17 protein-coding genes are annotated in these 17796 nt (G+C 50.0%); 12 read left to right on the top strand and 5 right to left on the bottom strand.

Going from position 1 to position 17796, the window contains the following annotated elements; all coding sequences use genetic code 11:
- Positions 1-45: 45 nt before the first annotated feature.
- From KXJ70_RS03245 to KXJ70_RS03230, 4 genes are all read right to left on the bottom strand, one after another.
- The gene (locus KXJ70_RS03245) at positions 46-231 is read right to left on the bottom strand and encodes a PLDc N-terminal domain-containing protein (RefSeq protein ID WP_219042010.1); all 186 of its coding nucleotides are present in this window, start codon (positions 229-231) and stop codon (positions 46-48) included.
- 126 nt (positions 232-357) lie between these two features.
- Entirely contained in the window at positions 358-1395 is a 1038-nt protein-coding gene (dapD, locus tag KXJ70_RS03240; protein ID WP_219042009.1) for a 2,3,4,5-tetrahydropyridine-2,6-dicarboxylate N-succinyltransferase, read from the bottom strand.
- Between the two features lie 39 nt (positions 1396-1434).
- A complete protein-coding gene (locus KXJ70_RS03235; protein WP_219042008.1) occupies positions 1435-1794 on the bottom strand; it encodes an ArsC family reductase in 360 nt (119 codons plus the stop codon).
- Positions 1795-1884: 90 nt separating this feature from the next.
- Entirely contained in the window at positions 1885-2757 is an 873-nt protein-coding gene (locus KXJ70_RS03230; protein WP_219042007.1) for an AraC family transcriptional regulator, read from the bottom strand.
- Positions 2758-2963: 206 nt separating this feature from the next.
- On the opposite strand from KXJ70_RS03230, the gene KXJ70_RS03225 reads away from it, so the two are divergent.
- The 11 genes from KXJ70_RS03225 (at position 2964) to KXJ70_RS03175 (ending at position 15795) form a co-directional block, all read left to right on the top strand.
- Entirely contained in the window at positions 2964-4382 is a 1419-nt protein-coding gene (locus tag KXJ70_RS03225) for an aldehyde dehydrogenase family protein (protein WP_219042006.1), read from the top strand.
- 70 nt (positions 4383-4452) lie between these two features.
- Positions 4453-5613 (top strand): acyl-CoA dehydrogenase family protein, encoded by a 1161-nt coding sequence (locus tag KXJ70_RS03220; protein WP_219042005.1) that lies wholly within the window; start codon positions 4453-4455, stop codon positions 5611-5613.
- Positions 5610-6401, top strand: a complete 792-nt coding sequence (locus tag KXJ70_RS03215) for an enoyl-CoA hydratase (protein WP_219042004.1) — start codon at positions 5610-5612, stop codon at positions 6399-6401. Before KXJ70_RS03220 ends, KXJ70_RS03215 begins: the two co-directional genes overlap by 4 nt.
- Positions 6401-7522 (top strand): enoyl-CoA hydratase/isomerase family protein, encoded by a 1122-nt coding sequence (locus KXJ70_RS03210; RefSeq protein WP_219042003.1) that lies wholly within the window; start codon positions 6401-6403, stop codon positions 7520-7522. The genes KXJ70_RS03215 and KXJ70_RS03210 overlap by 1 nt, the downstream gene beginning before the upstream one ends.
- Positions 7523-7650: 128 nt before the next feature.
- Positions 7651-8535, top strand: coding sequence for a 3-hydroxyisobutyrate dehydrogenase (gene mmsB / locus KXJ70_RS03205; protein ID WP_219042002.1), 885 nt, complete (start codon positions 7651-7653; stop codon positions 8533-8535).
- Between the two features lie 182 nt (positions 8536-8717).
- Positions 8718-9239 (top strand): shikimate kinase, encoded by a 522-nt coding sequence (locus tag KXJ70_RS03200; protein WP_219042001.1) that lies wholly within the window; start codon positions 8718-8720, stop codon positions 9237-9239.
- A gap of 127 nt (positions 9240-9366) precedes the next feature.
- Positions 9367-9864 carry a 6-pyruvoyl trahydropterin synthase family protein gene (locus KXJ70_RS03195; RefSeq protein WP_219042000.1) on the top strand — a complete coding sequence of 166 codons (498 nt, stop codon included), beginning with the start codon at positions 9367-9369 and terminating at the stop codon, positions 9862-9864.
- A gap of 124 nt (positions 9865-9988) precedes the next feature.
- Positions 9989-10693, top strand: coding sequence for an SDR family NAD(P)-dependent oxidoreductase (locus KXJ70_RS03190; protein WP_219041999.1), 705 nt, complete (start codon positions 9989-9991; stop codon positions 10691-10693).
- Between the two features lie 408 nt (positions 10694-11101).
- Positions 11102-13024 (top strand): PrkA family serine protein kinase, encoded by a 1923-nt coding sequence (locus KXJ70_RS03185; protein ID WP_219041998.1) that lies wholly within the window; start codon positions 11102-11104, stop codon positions 13022-13024.
- Positions 13025-13054: 30 nt separating this feature from the next.
- Positions 13055-14281, top strand: coding sequence for a YeaH/YhbH family protein (locus KXJ70_RS03180; RefSeq protein WP_219041997.1), 1227 nt, complete (start codon positions 13055-13057; stop codon positions 14279-14281).
- A complete protein-coding gene (locus KXJ70_RS03175) occupies positions 14278-15795 on the top strand; it encodes a SpoVR family protein (protein ID WP_219041996.1) in 1518 nt (505 codons plus the stop codon). Before KXJ70_RS03180 ends, KXJ70_RS03175 begins: the two co-directional genes overlap by 4 nt.
- A 67-nt stretch (positions 15796-15862) precedes the next feature.
- Here the strand turns inward: KXJ70_RS03175 and KXJ70_RS03170 are convergent, their stop codons facing one another.
- Positions 15863-16678 (bottom strand): enoyl-CoA hydratase-related protein, encoded by an 816-nt coding sequence (locus KXJ70_RS03170; protein ID WP_219041995.1) that lies wholly within the window; start codon positions 16676-16678, stop codon positions 15863-15865.
- Between the two features lie 262 nt (positions 16679-16940).
- On the opposite strand from KXJ70_RS03170, the gene KXJ70_RS03165 reads away from it, so the two are divergent.
- The gene (locus tag KXJ70_RS03165; protein WP_219041994.1) at positions 16941-17231 is read left to right on the top strand and encodes a DUF6482 family protein; all 291 of its coding nucleotides are present in this window, start codon (positions 16941-16943) and stop codon (positions 17229-17231) included.
- The last annotated feature ends 565 nt before the right edge of the window (positions 17232-17796 follow it).

Genomic DNA, 17796 nt, shown 5'->3' with positions numbered 1-17796 from the left:
ACGGATTTCGGTTTAGTGACGAAGTTATTCTATACCCTGAGTTTATTAGCTGCGCTCTCGTGGTCCGGCAAACCACCATATGACGAGGCCTAAAAATGGCAGTAACAGAATAAGTACGATCCATAGCAACTTGCTGGAGGAGGTTTCTCGGCTTTGCACAATGTTTAAGATCGCCCATATATCGGCGATAAAAATAATAAACCCCAAGACGCCAGTAATGTGAAGCTCCATATCACTCTCCTGAATAATTGATAGCTATGTAAATGATTTCTTTTAGTAGAGTAGTTTAGCGGCGGAGAGTTCACCAGCGGAAAATACACGCCCCGCGAGCGCGGGGCGTAGAAGCAAGAAAATAACTTAATTGTGGGCGTGCAACATCTCGTTTAGGGCGATGGCAGATTTATTTGTTAACACCTCAATCGCGCCGTTTTTAGAGTTGCGGCGGAACAGTAAGTCAGACTGGCCGGACAAGTCGCGTGCTTTGCTTGTTCCCGCTACCGCGCCATTGGCATCAATCATAGTGAGCACTGAGCCGGCGGTGATATACAGACCGGCCTCGATGGTGCAGCGATCGCCCAGTGGAATGCCGACACCGGCGTTGGCGCCAATCAGGCATTCTTTACCGACGGATATAATGACGTTATTCCCGCCGGACAGGGTGCCCATTGTGGAGCAGCCGCCGCCCAAGTCAGACCCTGAACCAACCATAACCCCAGCAGAAATACGGCCTTCTATCATGCCTGGGCCTTCAGTGCCCGCGTTAAAGTTAACAAAACCCTCGTGCATGATGGTGGTGCCTTCGCCCAAATAGGCACCCAGACGAACCCGCGCCGTATGCGCAATACGCACACCCGTAGGCACGACGTAATTGGTCATCTTGGGGAATTTGTCCACTGACATGACTTCTAGCATCTCGCCATTCAGACGAGCTTGTAGCTGGCGCTGTTGCAGTTCACTGATGTCGACTGCCCCCTGGTTGGTCCAGGCTACGTTCGGCAGAACACCGAATAAACCTGTCAGGTTAATGCTGTGAGGTTTAACTAGACGGTGAGACAATAAGTGCAGCTTCAAATAAGCTTCGGGGACCGAGCTTGGCGCGTCATCGCTGCTGAGTAAAGTGACTACTAAGGGTTGATTGCCAGTGGCGAGTTGCGCGGCGATTGCGGCTTGTACTGCGTTGTCGGAGGCTGCAATGACATCCGTAATCTGAGCCATTTGCGCACTGGTGACGGCAACGGCGGTATTGCCTTGCAGTGACGTAATGATCGACTGAACCGCGCTGACCAGATCAGCTTTTGGATTTAACAGTGGGCTTGGGTAAAACGTATCTAGCCAGTCGCCTTTGCTATTTTGAGTGCCGAGGCCGAGGCCAAATGCGAAAGTTGCTTGAGTCATTGTTGCGTCTCTATTTGGTGATAAAAAAGGGATGATGATTTAAAGCGTGTGGTGAGTGAACAGCGATTGATAGTCCGCGGCTTTAAAACCGAGATGTAGCGCGCTGCCGGTATCCAATAGGGGGCGCTTCATTAGCGTCGGATGTTCAATAAGTAAGTCAACCGCAGTCTCTTTGCTTAGTGAATTGCGCTGCGTTTCTGACAGCTGCTTCCATGTGGTACTGCGTTTATTGACCAAGGCATCCAGGCCGAGATTGTCTAGCCAACCCATAAGCTGTTTGCTATCGAGTGGTGTATCGCGGACATCGTGGAAGTGAAAATCAACATCATGTGATTCTAGCCAGCGTCTGGCCGCGCGCACGGTGTCGCAGTTTTTGATGCCGTAGAGTGTTGTGCTCATGGGTTTTCTCTTGGTTGCTGACAACAGGTGGAAATTTTCGGCCGTCAAGGATAACAAATTCTAGCTTTGGGATCACGGCAATGTCGCCGATCACCGGCGATGGTGGCGATAGTCGTGGGGTGCTAAACCAATGGCTTTTTTAAATAGGCGAGAGAAGTAATAAGCGTCGTCGTAGCCAACCGCAGATGCAACTTGCTTTACGGATTGACCGGTACTATCCAGCAAATAGCAGGCTCGCTGAATTTTCATGTTAATAAAATACTGTATCGGCGACTGACCGGTATGCGCTTTAAATTTCTTACTGAAGTGGTATTTCGATAGTTTTGCACTTGCCGCCAGCTCGTCGAGGTTGAGCTGACCGTGAATGTGCTCCTGCATGGTGGCGCGCAGCCTTTCCCAGTTTAGTGTCTTACCACTTTGGGGGCGTTGTTGACGCACCAGCAGGGCGACATAGCTCAGCAGTGCTTGCAATTGATGCCCACCTTGAATGTATTCGGCTAGCTGGTAGCCGCTCCGTCGCAACTCGGATAGGCCGTCGAATATTCTCACGACACGCGGTTGAACGCCGATATTGAACGACGGTGTGCTCATCTGAATATGTTGATAGAAATGGTCGGCGAGGCGGCCGTTAAAATGTAGCCAGTAAATTGTCCACGGATCCTTGGTGTCTGCTTTATAGGCGTGGGGGTGGTTGGGGGGGAGCAGAATAATATCGCCGCTATTAATACGATAGCGTTTGTCATCGCACATTAAGGTGCCTTTGCCATCGATGCAGTAGATAAGCAAATAGCTGTCCTGCTGTTGGCGCTGCATGCGGTGGCCAAATGCGGCGGGGTAATAGCCCATGGCAACGGGAAATAGCCCTTCGGTAAGCGGGTGGCCAGCGAGTTGAGTTTGCACAAATTGCGGTGTGAGAAAGCGAATTCCCAGTGGGGGAAGCGGCCAGTCCGAGGTTATATTCATTTTAAGTTGTTGATAATTATTGATTTAATGTATTTTTTTGGGTGGGTAATGCGTTTAAGTGTATGCGCAATATAGTCCATCAAGTCGGCAATATAGTCAATCCTACCGTCTGTGGGGATGTGTTTATATAGGTGCCCTGTTTGTGCGCATGCGACGAGAGTTCGGGTGCGCTATTGTTAGCCACAAAAATAACCCGGAGAAATACCATGGCCGCCGAAACCGCCGTAGCTACTACTGAAGAAGCGAAATTCGTCGCCTCGCTCGTCGAGCGCTCACGCAAAGCGCAGGCTCAGATCGCGAATTATACCCAAGAACAGGTTGACGAATTAATCACGGCAATGGTGTGGTCGGTTGCTCGTCAGGACGTGGCAGAGAAAATCGCTCAGTTCACTGTGGAAGAAACCCAGCTGGGCAATTACGACGGCAAGTTTCTTAAGATCTTCAAGAAAACCCGCGCGGCATTATTCGATATTATCAACGACAAGTCGGTCGGTATTCTGGAAGAAGACAAAGAGCGCAATATCGTTAAAATCGCCAAGCCTGTGGGTGTTATCGGCGCCTTGACGCCATGCACCAATCCAGAGGCAACGCCGGTTATCAAGGCTATTTCTGCGGTTAAAGGCCGCAACTCGATTATTGTTGCGCCGCACCCACGCTCTAAGCTGACCAACAAAATGATCTGCGATTTGATGCGCGAAGCACTCAAGGCCTGTGGCGCCCCTGAGGACTTGGTTATCTCTATGGATAGCCCGTCAATGGAAGGCACCGCTGAGCTGATGAAGCAGTGTGATCGTATTTTGGCTACCGGTGGCGCGCCAATGGTTAAATCAGCCTACTCAAGCGGCACCCCAGCACTGGGTGTGGGCGCCGGTAACGCAGTTATCACCGTTGACGACACTGCTGATCTGGACGAAGCAGCTGAAAAAATCCGTATTTCCAAGACCTTGGATTTGGCGGCATCGTGCTCTTCTGATAACGCGGTTATCGCCTTTGAATCAAACGTAGAAGCCCTGCTTGAAAAGCTGCAAGCGCAGGGCGGCTATATTTGTAACGCTGAAGAAAAGGCGAAGTTGCAAAGTATTATCTGGGAAGACGGCCACATCGCCGCTCGTATCGTGGCCCAGCCTGCAACGGTATTGGCTGATATGTCAGGTATCGATCTGCCAGAAGGCAAAACCTTCTTTATCGTACCCGAAACAGGCACTGGTCCAGAGCACCCTTTCTCTGGCGAGAAAATGTCAGTGGTAATGGCTTTTTACACAGTGAAAGACATTGATGGCGCTATTGCCATGACCAATGCGATTCAGGCTTACCAAGGTCAGGGACACTCTTGCGGTATTTACTCGTACAGCGATGACAACATCATGAAGTTTGCCAACGCGACCAAAACTTCACGGGTTATGGTTAACCAACCGCAAGCGCCGTCTAACAGCGGTAATTTGTGGAATGGGATGCGCCAAACCTTCTCCTTGGGCTGTGGCTCGTGGGGTGGCAACAGCACCAACAACAATATTACCTGGCGCGACCTGATCAACGAAACGTGGGTGTCTAAACCACTGGCTGTCACCAAAGAGATCCCGTCTGACGACGTGCTGTTTGGCAAAGTAATGGACAAGTTCAAGTAAGACGTCGCGTGTAAACGCCGCAGCAATTGCGGCGTTTTGCATTGTTTCTGCGTAAATAAAAGAGAATAACATGGACTTTAACCTTTCCGACGACCAAAAAGCGTTCGCCGAAAGTGCGCGGTCATTTGCCGACGGCGTGTTTAAGCCAAATGCAGCCCAGTGGGATGCAGAACATATTTTTCCAAAAGACGCTTTAAAGCAAGCTGGCGAGCTGGGCTTTATGGGGATGTACACACCAGAGGATGCGGGTGGCTTAGGCATGAGCCGCTTGGATACCAGCGTGATTGTTGAAGAGTTAGCGCGGGGTTGTACCTCTACCGCTGCGTTTTTGACCATTCACAATATGGCCACCAGCATGGTGGGCACCTACGGTAAGCCGGCCTTAATCGAAGAGTGGTGTGGCGACCTGGTAATGGGCGAAAAACTCGCTTCTTACTGCTTGACTGAGCCCAGTGCCGGTTCTGATGCGGGCAATTTGCGCAGCTCGGCGCGCGCCGATGGCGACAACTATATTGTTAACGGCAGCAAAATGTTTATTTCTGGCGCCGGCTCCACGGATCTGCTGGTGGCGATGTTGCGCACCGGTGGCGACGGCCCTAAAGGTATTAGTGCATTTGCCATTCCCGCCGATGCCCCTGGTGTTAGCTACGGTAAGAAAGAAGAGAAAATGGGTTGGAATAGTCAGCCTACCCGCACCGTAAGTTTTGAAGACGTGGTGGTTCCCGCTGCCAATATGTTAGGCAGTGCAGGGGAAGGTTTTAAGATTGCCATGAAGGGCTTGGACGGCGGTCGCATCAATATCGCGACCTGCTCAATCGGTACGGCCCAAGCAGCAATTGAAGCAACCATTGCGTATGTGAAAGAGCGTAAACAATTTGGTCAGGCGATTGCCGATTTCCAAAACACCCAGTTTAAGCTCGCCGATATGACCACTGACTTAGTCGCGGCGCGACAAATGGTGCGTTTGGCGGCGTTCAAATTGGACAGCCGCGATCCGGAGGCCAGTGTTTACTGCGCCATGGCAAAGCGCTTCGCGACCGATGTCTGTTTTACTATTTGTAACGACGCCCTGCAGCTGCACGGTGGCTATGGTTACATTAAAGAATACCCCTTGGAACGACATGTTCGCGACAGTCGCGTGCATCAAATTCTGGAAGGGACGAATGAAATTATGCGGGTCATTATTGGCCGACGTTTATTGATGGATGGCGCCTTGGAGGTGATTAAGTGAGCAACTACAGCCCGACAGAAAAACTAAAAGTAGAGATCATTGACCACACAGCTTTGATTACTATCGACAACCCCGGTGCGAATACCTGGGACTCTGAGTCTTTATGTGGCATGCGCGAGTTAATCGCCAATTTAAACGCCGACAAAAATATTTACAGCTTGGTAATTACCGGCGCGGGCGAAAAGTTCTTTTCGGCTGGTGCAGATTTAAAAATGTTCGCCAGTGGCGATAAAGCAGTTGCACAGGATATTGGCTTGAAATTTGGTCAGGCATTTGAAGCCTTGGCAGATTTCCGTGGTGTGTCGATTGCAGCGATCAATGGCTTTGCCATGGGTGGCGGTCTCGAGTGTGCACTGGCCTGTGATATTCGTATTGCGGAAACTCACGCGCAAATGGCGTTGCCTGAAGCGAAGGTGGGCTTGCTGCCCTGCGCTGGTGGCACCCAGCGTTTGACCGCGTTGGTTGGCCCTGGCTGGGCGAAGCGCATTATTTTATGTGGCGAACGCATTAAAGCCGATAAGGCGTTGAGCTTAGGTCTGGTTGAAGAAGTGGTTGAATCAGGCAAGGCTAAGGAAGCTGCCTTGGCCTTGGCTGCGCAGGTTGCCCAGCAGAGCCCAGTGTCTGTGACCTTCTGTAAAGAGCTGATCCACAAACCTCGCGAAGCGGTCATGCCACAAGGTTTGCTGCTGGAGCGCGAGCGTTTCATTCAGCTATTCGACACCCTAGATCAAAAAGAAGGTGTAAACGCTTTCTTAGAAAAACGCAGTCCAGACTGGAAGAACGCGTAATGACTGGTTATGTAGAAGAAGTTTTATTTGCAGAGCGTCGCAGCGCGAGTGGTCCGGCGGTTGGGGTGATTACCCTGAACGTCGAGAAGACACTTAACTCGCTGACCTTGAATATGGTCGAGTTAATGCTGGTCAAACTCCGGGAATGGCGCGAGCGCAGTGATATCGCCTGCGTATTCATTCACGGTGCAGGTGAGAAGGCGCTGTGTGCCGGCGGTGATGTGCAGGCCTTATACAAGTCCTCCATCGATCAGCCGGGCGGCCCCTGTGAATACGCCGAGGCATTCTTTGAGCAAGAATACCGCGTTGACTATCTGCTGCATCAGTTTGACAAGCCGGTCATTGTTTGGGGGCACGGCATTGTGATGGGCGGTGGTATGGGCGTGTTTGCGGCGGGTAGTTATCGCGTCGTTACTGAGCGCACTCGCCTTGCAATGCCCGAAATTACCATTGGTTTATACCCCGATGTTGGCGGTAGTTATTTCCTAAATCGGATGCCGGGACACAGCGGTTTGTTCCTCGCATTAACGGGGGCGTCGTTCAACGCCGCCGATGCGCGTTACCTTGGTTTAGCGGAAGGCTTTATTGAGCATCAGTACGCAGGAGAAGTACTGAATGCGCTAGCGGATACCGCGTGGTCTACCGGTGTTGCGGATAACCACGAGCGGGTATTCGATTTGATGGCAGGCTTTGTAGCGCGCTCAAAAGCGGCGCTGCCGGCGGGTAACGTTGAAGCTGCGGCGACAGAAATCGAAGCGTTATGCACTGCCGATGATGACGTGACGGTAATCAATAACATTATTGCCGCGCAGTCTGAAAATCCCTGGATTCAAAAGGCTGCTGCAACCCTGGCCTCGGGTTCACCACTGAGTGCGCGCTTGATTGCCGAGCAGATACAGCGCTGTAAGGGCTTGAGTCTTAAGGCGGCTTTCCAGGCCGAGGCCCTGTTGTCGACAACGATTATTCGTCAGCCCGAGTTTGCTGAAGGCGTGAGGGCCTTGTTGATCGACAAAGATAAAAATCCAGTTTGGCAGCATGCCTCACCCGCTGAGGTGCCACAGGCTTTGATTGAGCATCACTTTACCGCACCTTGGTCAGAAAACCCGCTGCACGACCTTTAGAGGAAAGCGCTTCGCGGTATCGGCAGAGGCGATGGTAAACAAGTTTTGAGGCGGTTTCGGTCGTCTCATTTTTTACATCGACCGGGCGCTCATGTGGGCATCCGCAGTCTAATAAACAGGTGAGTATTATGGCTAAGGTAGCGTTTATTGGTTTGGGTAATATGGGCGGTCCAATGGCTGCCAATTTGGTCAAAGCCGGTCACGACGTGACGGTATTTGATTTGGTGGCGGCGGCTATGGATGCTGTTGTGGCCCAGGGCGCAAGTAAAGCCGCCACTGCGCTTGAGGCTTTAGCAGGTGCCGATACCGTTATCACTATGCTGCCGGCCGGTAAGCACGTTGCGGGCTTATATCTTGGCGATGAAGGTCTTGTTGCCAAAGCCGCCGACGGCACTTTGTTTATGGATTGCAGCACCATTGATGCAGATACTGCTCGCCGCGTTGGTGAGGCCGCTGCTGCGCGTGGTTTGCAAATGATCGATGCGCCCGTGTCTGGCGGCGTAAAAGCAGCGCAAGCCGGCACTCTGGCCTTTATGTGTGGCGGTAGCGCCGAGGGTTTTGCCCGCGGTAAGCTGGTGCTAGAGGGTATGGGTAAAAATATCTTCCACGCAGGCGATCACGGTGCCGGTCAAATCGCCAAGATTTGTAACAATATGCTACTGGCAGTGCATATGGTTGGCACGGCAGAAGCCTTGCAGCTGGGTGCCAATAACGGCCTGGATCCCAAGGTGCTGTCAGAGATCATGTTGAATAGCTCTGGCAAAAACTGGTCGCTAGAGAACTACAACCCGTATCCAGATGTGATGCCAACGGCGCCCGCGTCAAACGATTATCAGCCCGGGTTTATGGTTCAGCTGATGTTAAAAGACCTTGGCTTGGCAATGGAAAACAGCTTAGTTACCCAGAGCTCAGTGCCTATGGGCGCTTTGGCGCGCAGCTTGTATGCGTCGTTTTCGTCTAAGGGCAACGCCCAGCGCGACTTCTCTTCAATATTGGAAATGTTTCAGCCTTAGAAATTGACCACTGAGGCTGGCGGCTCTCTGATCGACTTATCTTTTCCCTTCAAGTAACTCCTTTGGCGGTAGCTGTTTCGATGGCTACCGTCTTTTTTTGGTATACCATTCCGTATTTTTCTTGCCGAGCTTTTGTGGCACTGTAAAACGCGGGTAGTCGATTATGAAGAATGAGTCCTTGTATGTCTGACAATGTGTCATCGAGTCTTGTACTCATCGGTATGCCCGGTGCGGGTAAATCCACTATTGGCGAGGCCTTAGCTCTGCAAAGCGGTTTGACGTTTGTCGATACTGATCGTCTCATCGAACAGCGCGAGGGCCGGAGTTTGCAGGCAATCTTGGATGAAGAGGGTTATCAGCGGCTGCGTCGTATAGAAGCTGAGGTGCTGCAGAGTAGTGATTTCTCAAACAAGGTGGTAGCTACAGGTGGCAGTGCGGTGTATAGCTCAGCTGCAATGACCCATTTGCGGCAATTTGGCCCCTGCGTTTTTATTGATATTCCCCTGCGTGAGATAGTGCGGCGAGTGCAGAACTTTGCAGAGCGCGGTATTGCCGGTCCTGTGGGTCAAGATTTGCAGGGTGTTTACGCCGAGCGCCTGCCTCTTTATCGCCGCTATGCGGATATTACCGTCGATGGCAGCGGTTTAGACGAGACGGCGCTGTTGGCGAAGGTGCTGGCGTCAATCGCGGATTCCAATAACTAAGGGGTGCAAGGCTTCGCTCGTGACGTTATGCTGAGGTCTCTAAATATCTTAGGCCGTCGCCAACGTAATTCGGTGAGTCGGTCACTTGATAGCGACAATAATGACCGTATAAGGAATAGTGAGTGTAATGCCTGTAAAAGCCTACACCAGCATTGAAATTTGCAAAGAAGATCTAAAGTTCTCGGGTGCCCATTTTACCATTTTTTCGGCGACGGACCGCGAGCGTCTGCACGGCCATAATTTTAAAGTCAGTTTGTTACTTACCGCGGATGTTGGTGACAACGGCATGTGTTTTAGCTATGTCGAAATCAAATCACGCTTGCGAAAACTGTGCGCGAGCCTGGATGAATACACCTTGTTGCCTGCCGAATCGCCCTATATGCGAGTTGTTGAGAGTGGCGACTTTTATATTGCAGCGTTTAACGGTGAAGAAATACCCTTCTTAAAGTCAGATACCCTCCTGTTGCCAGTGCGCAATACCACGGTAGAAGAATTTGCCCGCTATATACTGGAGCTGTTACTCACTGACGCGCCCTTTATTGAGGGCAACGAGATTCGCGAATTGGTGATGAAGGTGTCATCAGGTCCGGGGCAGTGGGGATCCGCGAGCTGGAGCCGAGATTAGGCACGGTGATGCGAGTATTTCTCTACCTACGCTAAATTCTATAGTGCATCGATCACACACGGGGCTGGACGATCGGTATCCCGTTTGGCATCTATTGCGTAAATTTCAGTAGTGAGTTCATTTTATGACTAAGGTTTTAATTTTGAGTGGCGGCAGCCAGGGTATCGGCTTTGCTTGCGCTAAGCGTTTTATGGCAGAAGGCTATCAAATTGTTAATTTATCTCGTCGGCCAATTGACTTGGATGGGGTGACGCAGCTTTGTGTCGATATGCAAAAGCGCGATTGGCTGGATAATTGCATTGACGCTATAACGGCCGTCGCAGCTGGCGCTGACCAAGTTGTGCTGCTGCACAATGCGGCGCGTCACGACAGCGATACGGTGAAAAATTTATCGGCGGAAAATTTTGCCGACGTGCTGCAAGTAAATTTGGTGGCGCCGCAGCAGTTGAATAATTTGTTGATTCCGTTAATGAAGCCGGGTTCGGCCATTTTGTATATGGGGTCTACACTTAGTGAAAAGGCCGTTAGCGGGTGTGCCTCTTATATTGCCAGCAAACATGGCGTTGTTGGTCTGATGCGAGCGACTACCCAAGACCTAGTGGGGCTTGGTATACACACCGCGTGTATCTGTCCCGGCTTTACCGATACCGCCATGTTGCGTGGCAATATTGGTGATGATCCGGCGGTGATGGCGGCGATAACGGGAATGGTGAGTTACGGTCGTTTGATTGATCCGAGCGAAATAGTCGAGACGCTTTATTTCTGCTCTCAAAACCCGGTGATAAATGGCAGTGTGTTACACGCCAACCTGGGGCAGATTGAGAGTTAGTAGTGATTGTTAAATGAAGCTTGGATGTGCCTTAACTTGGCGTGGTAATTGGGAAAATAGCGCTGTGCTTGGCACGTTATCGCCCTGTATGAGGTCAAGGTATTTCTGCGTAAATGGCAGAGCTTGCTAGGCGGGTATACGCACATCGTGCGCGCGAATAGGTAGTATCCAAGATGGCTAAGTTTTCTTATCCGCAGGATTATTTTTACCATGATGCGAAGCAGTCGTTTGTTTAGATAGCGTAAATTATTTTTTAATATTTTTATCTTAATTATTGATAAACCAGCTGGATGGCAGTTACGTATCAGAGTAGAGTAAAGATGCTTGCACACTTTTAAGGCGTTCTGATTTAAGTCCCAAAACGGTATAGATCGGCGTCAAAGTACAGCACAGAAGGAGATTGCAAAGATGGGCATACTTGATAATGTTCGTGAGCAATACCTGAAGGGGCGTGACGAAGAAATGTCCCTAGAGGCTTATCTTGACCTTTGCCGTCAAGACCCCCTTGCTTACGCAACCCCCGCTGAGCGTATGCTCGCCGCCATTGGTGAGCCTGAGCTAATTGACACGCGCAAAGACTCGCGCTTATCGCGCATATTTTCTAATCGCCTCATTCCTCGATATCCCGCTTTTGAAGAGTTTTATGGGCTTGAAGATGTCATCGCCCAGATCGTCGCCTTCTTCAAACACGCAGCACAGGGCTTGGAGGAGCGTAAGCAGGTTCTGTATTTACTCGGGCCAGTGGGCGGTGGTAAATCGTCTATCGCTGAGCGCTTAAAAAAGCTGATGGAAGCGGCGCCTATATACGCCATAAAGGGCTCACCTATTAACGAGTCGCCCCTGGGCCTATTTGATCCCCTTCGCGACGGTAAACAGTTGGAGGAAGAGTACGGTATTCCTCAGCGCTACCTCACAGGCTTATCGTCACCATGGGCAATTAAGCGTCTGGAAGAATACGAAGGTGATTTAAGCAAGTTTCGTGTGGTGAGAGTTCAGCCGTCGGTGTTAAAGCAAGTGGCGGTCACTAAGACTGAGCCCGGTGATGAAAATAACCAGGACATCTCAACCCTAGTTGGTAAGGTAGATATTCGCAAGCTGGAAGCCTTTGCTCAAGACGACCCGGATGCCTATTCCTACTCCGGTGGTCTGTGTTTGGCTAACCAAGGCTTGCTCGAATTTGTGGAGATGTTCAAAGCGCCCATTAAAATGCTCCACCCTTTGTTAACAGCGACTCAAGAGGGTAACTACAAAGGCACGGAAGGTTTTTCGGCCATCCCTTTCCAAGGTATCATTTTGGCTCACTCCAACGAATCAGAGTGGCAGAGTTTTCGCAACGACAAACACAACGAAGCATTCCTTGACCGCGTCTATATCGTCAAAGTGCCATACTGTTTGCAGGTTTCTGAAGAGGTCAAAATTTATCAGAAACTACTCCGTCACAGCTCTTTGGCCAGTGCGCCGTGTGCGCCGGGGACCTTGGAAATGCTGGCGCAATTTTCAGTGTTGTCACGGCTTCGCGAGCCGGAGAATTCCAGCATTTATTCAAAGATGCGGGTCTATGATGGCGAATCCTTAAAAGATACTGATCCCGCGGCTAAGTCCTTTCAGGAGTATCGTGATTACGCCGGTATTGATGAGGGCATGAACGGCATGTCCACACGCTTTGCCTTTAAGGTTTTGTCGGCGGTGTTCAACTACGATAACTCGGAAATTGCAGCCAACCCTGTGCATCTCATGTATGTGCTGGAACAGCGCATTTTGCGTGAACAATTACCCGAGGATACTCAGCGCGTTTACCTTGAGTTTATTAAAGGTTGGCTGGCAGTGCGCTACGCCGAATACGTGGGCAAGGAAATACAAACCTCGTACCTGGAATCCTACTCAGAGTACGGTCAAAATATTTTTGACCGCTACGTCACCTTTGCGGATTACTGGATACAGGATGAGGATTATCGCGATCCTGAAACCGGTGCTATTTTTGACCGCAGTACTTTGAACGGCGAGTTGGAAAAAATTGAGAAACCTGCAGGGATTGCGAACCCCAAAGATTTCCGTAATGAAATTGTTAATTTTGTATTGCGGGCACGGGCACAGAATGAGGGGCGCAACCCAAGCTGGACCAGCTACGAAAAACTGCGCGAAGTGATAGAGAAGAAAATGTTCTCTAGCACCGAAGAGCTGTTGCCGGTCATCTCGTTTAATGCCAAAGCCTCGGCTGAAGACAAGCAAAAGCACGAAAACTTTGTTACGCGAATGGTGGAGAAAGGCTATACGCCTAAGCAAGTGCGTTTGTTGTCTGAGTGGTATCTGCGCGTCAGGAAGGCAGGTTAATTAGTCGACCGTTTGTAGAAGGGGCGTAATATGTCAATGATTATTGACCGCCGCCTGAATGATCGCAATAAAAACGCGACGAATCGCCAGCGATTCATCAAGCGGTACAAAGAGCAATTGCGACGATCGGTTGCCGATATTGTAGCTGATCGTTCGATCACTGATATGTCTCGCGGTGGCGAGGTTGGTATTCCGGTAAAGGACATTTCTGAGCCAAGGTTTCGTATTGGCCGGGGTGGTGACCGAGAAATGGTTCACCCCGGCAATAAGGAATTTAATACCGGCGACATGATTGCCAAACCCAAATCTGGCGGCGGTGGCGGCAGCGGCTCAGGCGGTGGTGAAGGTCAGGGCGAAGAAGGCCAGGATAACTTCATGTTTACTCTTTCCAAAGAAGAGTTCATGAATTTGTTTTTCGACGATCTTGAGTTACCTCGTTTGGCGCGGAATGTGTTCGGCGATTCTCAGCAGTTTACCTACCGTCGTGCAGGCTATACACCAAGTGGCGTGCCGGCAAACCTGTCGGTGCCGCGTTCGGTTAAAAATGCCATGGCGCGCCGCATAGCGCTGGCAGCGCCTTTAAAGCGAGAGCTTGAGGAGTTAAAACAATCTGGGGCTGCAATAGAAGATATTGAAGCCCTGGAGCAGCGCATTGCCCGCATCCCGTATTTAGATGAATACGATCTTCGATTTCGCCACCGTGTCAAAGAGCCGAAACCTATCAGCAGAGCGGTGATGTTTTGTTTGATGGACGTATCAGCGTCGATGTCAGAACAAAAAAAGGATTTGGCAAAGCGCTTTTACACACTGCTATATCTCTTCCTGAGTCGCAAATACGAGAAGGTTGAGCTGGTATTTATTCGTCATACCTCAAACGCGGAAGAAGTCGACGAGCACGCGTTTTTCCACGACCCCCAAACCGGCGGCACGGTGGTGATGTCGGCCTTAAATCTGATGATCGAAATTCAGCAAGAGCGCTACCAGCCAAATCAATGGAATATCTACGGTGCGCAAGTTTCCGATGGCGATGCCTTCGGTAGCGACCCACAGCGCAGCGCGATGCGGCTGAACAAGGATATTCTGCCGTGGTGCAAATACTTTGCCTATGTTGAGGTGCCTGATAGTCCGTCTACCATTACGCCGCTGGCTGCTGCTTACAGTCAGATTCGCGATGAAACCTTTGCAATGAGCACTGTTATGGATCGGAGTGATGTTTACCCGGTGCTGCGTGAGTTGTTTCAGAAGGAGTCGGTATGACGGTAGCAAAACGAAGTGACACTATTTTATCTCACGGTGGCGATTGGGATTTTGAATTGCTACAGCGTTACGACAAAGAAATTGCAGTCATTGCCAAGGAATACGGCTTAGACACCTATCCAAATCAAATAGAAGTTATTGCCTCTGAACAAATGCTCGACGCTTATGCTTCAGTTGGTTTGCCCATCAGTTACAGCCATTGGAGTTACGGTAAAGAGTTTATTCAAAACGAGGAGGCATACCGTCGAGGCATGAGGGGCTTGGCTTATGAGCTAGTGATAAACTCTGACCCCTGTATAGCCTATTTAATGGAAGATAACAGCATGCCGATGCAGGCGCTGGTTATTGCCCATGCCTGTTACGGTCACAACTCTTTCTTTAAAGGCAATTATTTATTTAAACAGTGGACTAGCGCCGACGCGATTGTCGATTACATGGTATTCGCGCGTAAATATATCTTTGATTGTGAACAGCGCTACGGTGAGCAGCGAGTAGAAGAAACGATAGATGCTTGTCATGCCTTAATGGATCACGGGGTGGATCGTTTTCATCGTCCCTCGCCCTTGTCGGCGGAGGATGAATTGCATCGCCAGCACGAGCGCGAAGAGCACGCTTGGAAACAATACGACGATATCTGGCGCACCCTGCCGCAAAAAGCGGTAGATAAATCCGGTGCTAAAAAGAAGAAGCGTAGCTTTCCGCCGGAACCGCAGGAAAATCTTCTCTATTTCATTGAAAAATACTCACCCACATTGGAGCCTTGGCAGCGCGAAATTGTCAGGATTGTTCGCAAACTTGCACAGTATTTTTATCCCCAAGGTTTAACCAAGGTGATGAATGAAGGGTGGGCAACCTTCTGGCACTACACCTTGCTCAATACCATGTACGATCGCGGCTTGGTTGACGACGGTTTTATGTTTGAGATTTTGCAGTCTCACACCAATGTGGTAATGCAGCCCGGCTTTGATCATCCTGGATATTCAGGAATTAACCCCTATGCACTGGGCTTTGCGATGATGAAGGATATTCGTCGTATTTGTGAAGAACCCGATGACGAAGATCGCGCTTGGTTCCCCGATATTGCCGGCAAGGATTGGCGAGAGGTATTGGACTTCGCCATGCGCAACTACAAAGACGAATCCTTTATCGGCCAGTATTTGTCGCCAAAATTAATTCGTGAATTTCACCTGTTTGCCATCGCAGATCAGCACAAGGAAGATCATTTGCGAGTAGAGGCGATTCATAATGAGGCTGGCTATCGCGAGGTGCGGCGCTTGCTGTCCAAGCAATATAACCGTGACGTACTGATACCTGATATTCAAATAGTGCGCTACGAGCATATGGGTGACCGCTCTTTAATACTGCGCTACAACCAACTTCGCGAGCGACCTCTCACCGAGGATGCATGTGAAGTGCTGAAGCACCTCAGTCGCTTGTGGGGCTTTACGGTTACCATGGAGATATTTGAAGAGGGCCGTGGTGTGGTGGATAAAATAGAAGTGAATCCCGCCTAAGCGCTTGCCACCATTGAAACAATAAGTCGGTGGCAAGTTGCTATACGATATTTCGGTGCAATCTACATTAATTGCCCTCAAATTGCGCAGTGGTCTTCGTTAAGAAGGCGTTAAGTGCGCGTTGATGGTCGTTGGTGTGGTGACATTGACTTTGAACATCGGCGCAAACATCGAGAAAGTCCCCTAGTTCCTGACGCTGAGCTAGCTTCATTAAGCGCTTGGTGGCTCGCAGTGCCTGCGGCGGTTTGCTTGCGTATTCACTGGCGTAGTGCTCAGCTGTCGCGATGAGTGTTTCTTTTGGTACACATTCAAGTAACAGTCCTAGTTTTAGCGCTTCGTCACTGTCAATGATGCGGCCGCTGAATGTAAGCTCCGCTGCACGTTGATAGCCAACCAAGCGCTGTAGGAACCATGCGCCGCCATCGCCGGGAATGATGCCCAGGTTGACGAACGTCTCGCCGAAGCGCGTGTTTTCGCAGCCAATGCGCAAGTCCGCCATGCAGCAAAGGTCAAATCCGGCGCCGACAGCGGCGCCATTTACGGCCGCTATGGTGACAATTTCCGCGCTGTGCATGACCCTAGAAATACGTTGAATCCCGTTCTTGTAGCTTTCGCTGATTTCACTTGAGCTACCGCCAAACATGCCAACTTTGTCGCGCATGTCTTTTACATTACCACCGGAGCTGAAGGCTGAGCCTGCTCCGGTGAGTATTAAACATGATATTTCCTTATTCGCATTCGCCCAGGCTATTGTGGCGCACAGATCGTCGATCAGTGCGGTGCCGGTTAGCGCATTTCGCACATCGTCGCGTTCAAAGCGCAGGGTGGCGTAACGATTGGTGACAGTTAATGTGGCGTCACTTAGTGTGGGTTGCTCAGACATTGTTTCTTGTTTCCATGTTAGGAATAAATTGAAAATTATATCAAAGTTATTGAAACCTAGCCCTCATGTGTGATGTCGAAAATAAGTGTCAGAGGCCGAATATAAGCTGGCCTTGTTCTTGCTAATCATAGATAACAGTATGGCGCTAGTAGCCGCGGCAGAATACAAATGGATCCGTTACTGCCGAGTTAGCGTAAGGATATTGTGTTTGTGTTCTGGAATATGTGTGGCATCCCTCACGCAAATAATAATGGGTGAAAAAATGACTAAAGTTTTTACAGATCAATTAGCCGCCTTGCCAATACGCGAAGTGGAAGTAAGATCTATCGAAGGTGGGCTATATGCTGCCTATGTAGCATTGGAGGGAAAGCTTCTAAGAGTATACGAGGTGGATAATAGCCCGCTAAGCCGACGCAGTGTTGGCGATATCAAATCTGTACTACTCGAAAATGGCTGCGGCGTAAAAGCGTTTTTAGTTCATCATTCAGCTTACGATGAAATGATAGGCATTGAGTCAGCAGTAGAGCCAGATATGAAGATTGCCTTGGCATAATGTCACCAAGCTTATCTTATATGCCCTGCGGCAGAGATAATATATAGAGTCCAGCATCCGTAAAGGCAGTCATTAGCACCAGAATTAGGCTCTATATGGCCTAGCAGGTAAATCTGCCGATAATCCAGCGCAAGCGTCCAGCAGTTGGTGGTACCGAAGGTCATTCCTGACCCGTACTGCGCAGACAAAGTTTCTCTACAAGCATGGAAGCGGGCCGTGACCGCTGATCTCCACTACTTGTATTCACTCCCTTAGCAAGCAATCTCATTAGCCATCTCGAAATCATCCTAGTTATTCAGGAATGGATTGAACCTCCAGCAAATCGCTGCACTTCTTAATATTGTGTGAGTCGACATCCCTGATCTCCTAAGTGAGACTTTAGCCTCGGAGAGCGCTAATATACTGAGTTATATTGTCACTGGTGCGGATTTTTATGTATTTAGCTACGCTGCGCCATAAATGTAAATTTGTGCTTAATACGAGTGGGAGTGCCGGGTGTTGAAAGGCTATAAATCCAAAATAACAAGGTTTCCCTGGCGATACTTATTCATTGTTCTATTGGTTT

It is taken from the genome of Zhongshania aquimaris (assembly GCF_019312595.1).
Lineage (GTDB): Bacteria > Pseudomonadota > Gammaproteobacteria > Pseudomonadales > Spongiibacteraceae > Spongiibacter > Spongiibacter aquimaris.
This window is presented reverse-complemented; position numbering and strand designations above follow the sequence as displayed.

Coding starts and splice junctions, on each gene's coding strand:
- KXJ70_RS03245 (WP_219042010.1), bottom strand. CDS start 231: ATGGAGCTTCACATTACTGGCGTCTTGGGGTTTATTATTTTTATCGCC.
- dapD (WP_219042009.1), bottom strand. CDS start 1,395: ATGACTCAAGCAACTTTCGCATTTGGCCTCGGCCTCGGCACTCAAAAT.
- KXJ70_RS03235 (WP_219042008.1), bottom strand. CDS start 1,794: ATGAGCACAACACTCTACGGCATCAAAAACTGCGACACCGTGCGCGCG.
- KXJ70_RS03230 (WP_219042007.1), bottom strand. CDS start 2,757: ATGAATATAACCTCGGACTGGCCGCTTCCCCCACTGGGAATTCGCTTT.
- KXJ70_RS03225 (WP_219042006.1), top strand. CDS start 2,964: ATGGCCGCCGAAACCGCCGTAGCTACTACTGAAGAAGCGAAATTCGTC.
- KXJ70_RS03220 (WP_219042005.1), top strand. CDS start 4,453: ATGGACTTTAACCTTTCCGACGACCAAAAAGCGTTCGCCGAAAGTGCG.
- KXJ70_RS03210 (WP_219042003.1), top strand. CDS start 6,401: ATGACTGGTTATGTAGAAGAAGTTTTATTTGCAGAGCGTCGCAGCGCG.
- mmsB (WP_219042002.1), top strand. CDS start 7,651: ATGGCTAAGGTAGCGTTTATTGGTTTGGGTAATATGGGCGGTCCAATG.
- KXJ70_RS03200 (WP_219042001.1), top strand. CDS start 8,718: ATGTCTGACAATGTGTCATCGAGTCTTGTACTCATCGGTATGCCCGGT.
- KXJ70_RS03195 (WP_219042000.1), top strand. CDS start 9,367: ATGCCTGTAAAAGCCTACACCAGCATTGAAATTTGCAAAGAAGATCTA.
- KXJ70_RS03190 (WP_219041999.1), top strand. CDS start 9,989: ATGACTAAGGTTTTAATTTTGAGTGGCGGCAGCCAGGGTATCGGCTTT.
- KXJ70_RS03185 (WP_219041998.1), top strand. CDS start 11,102: ATGGGCATACTTGATAATGTTCGTGAGCAATACCTGAAGGGGCGTGAC.
- KXJ70_RS03180 (WP_219041997.1), top strand. CDS start 13,055: ATGTCAATGATTATTGACCGCCGCCTGAATGATCGCAATAAAAACGCG.
- KXJ70_RS03175 (WP_219041996.1), top strand. CDS start 14,278: ATGACGGTAGCAAAACGAAGTGACACTATTTTATCTCACGGTGGCGAT.
- KXJ70_RS03170 (WP_219041995.1), bottom strand. CDS start 16,678: ATGTCTGAGCAACCCACACTAAGTGACGCCACATTAACTGTCACCAAT.
- KXJ70_RS03165 (WP_219041994.1), top strand. CDS start 16,941: ATGACTAAAGTTTTTACAGATCAATTAGCCGCCTTGCCAATACGCGAA.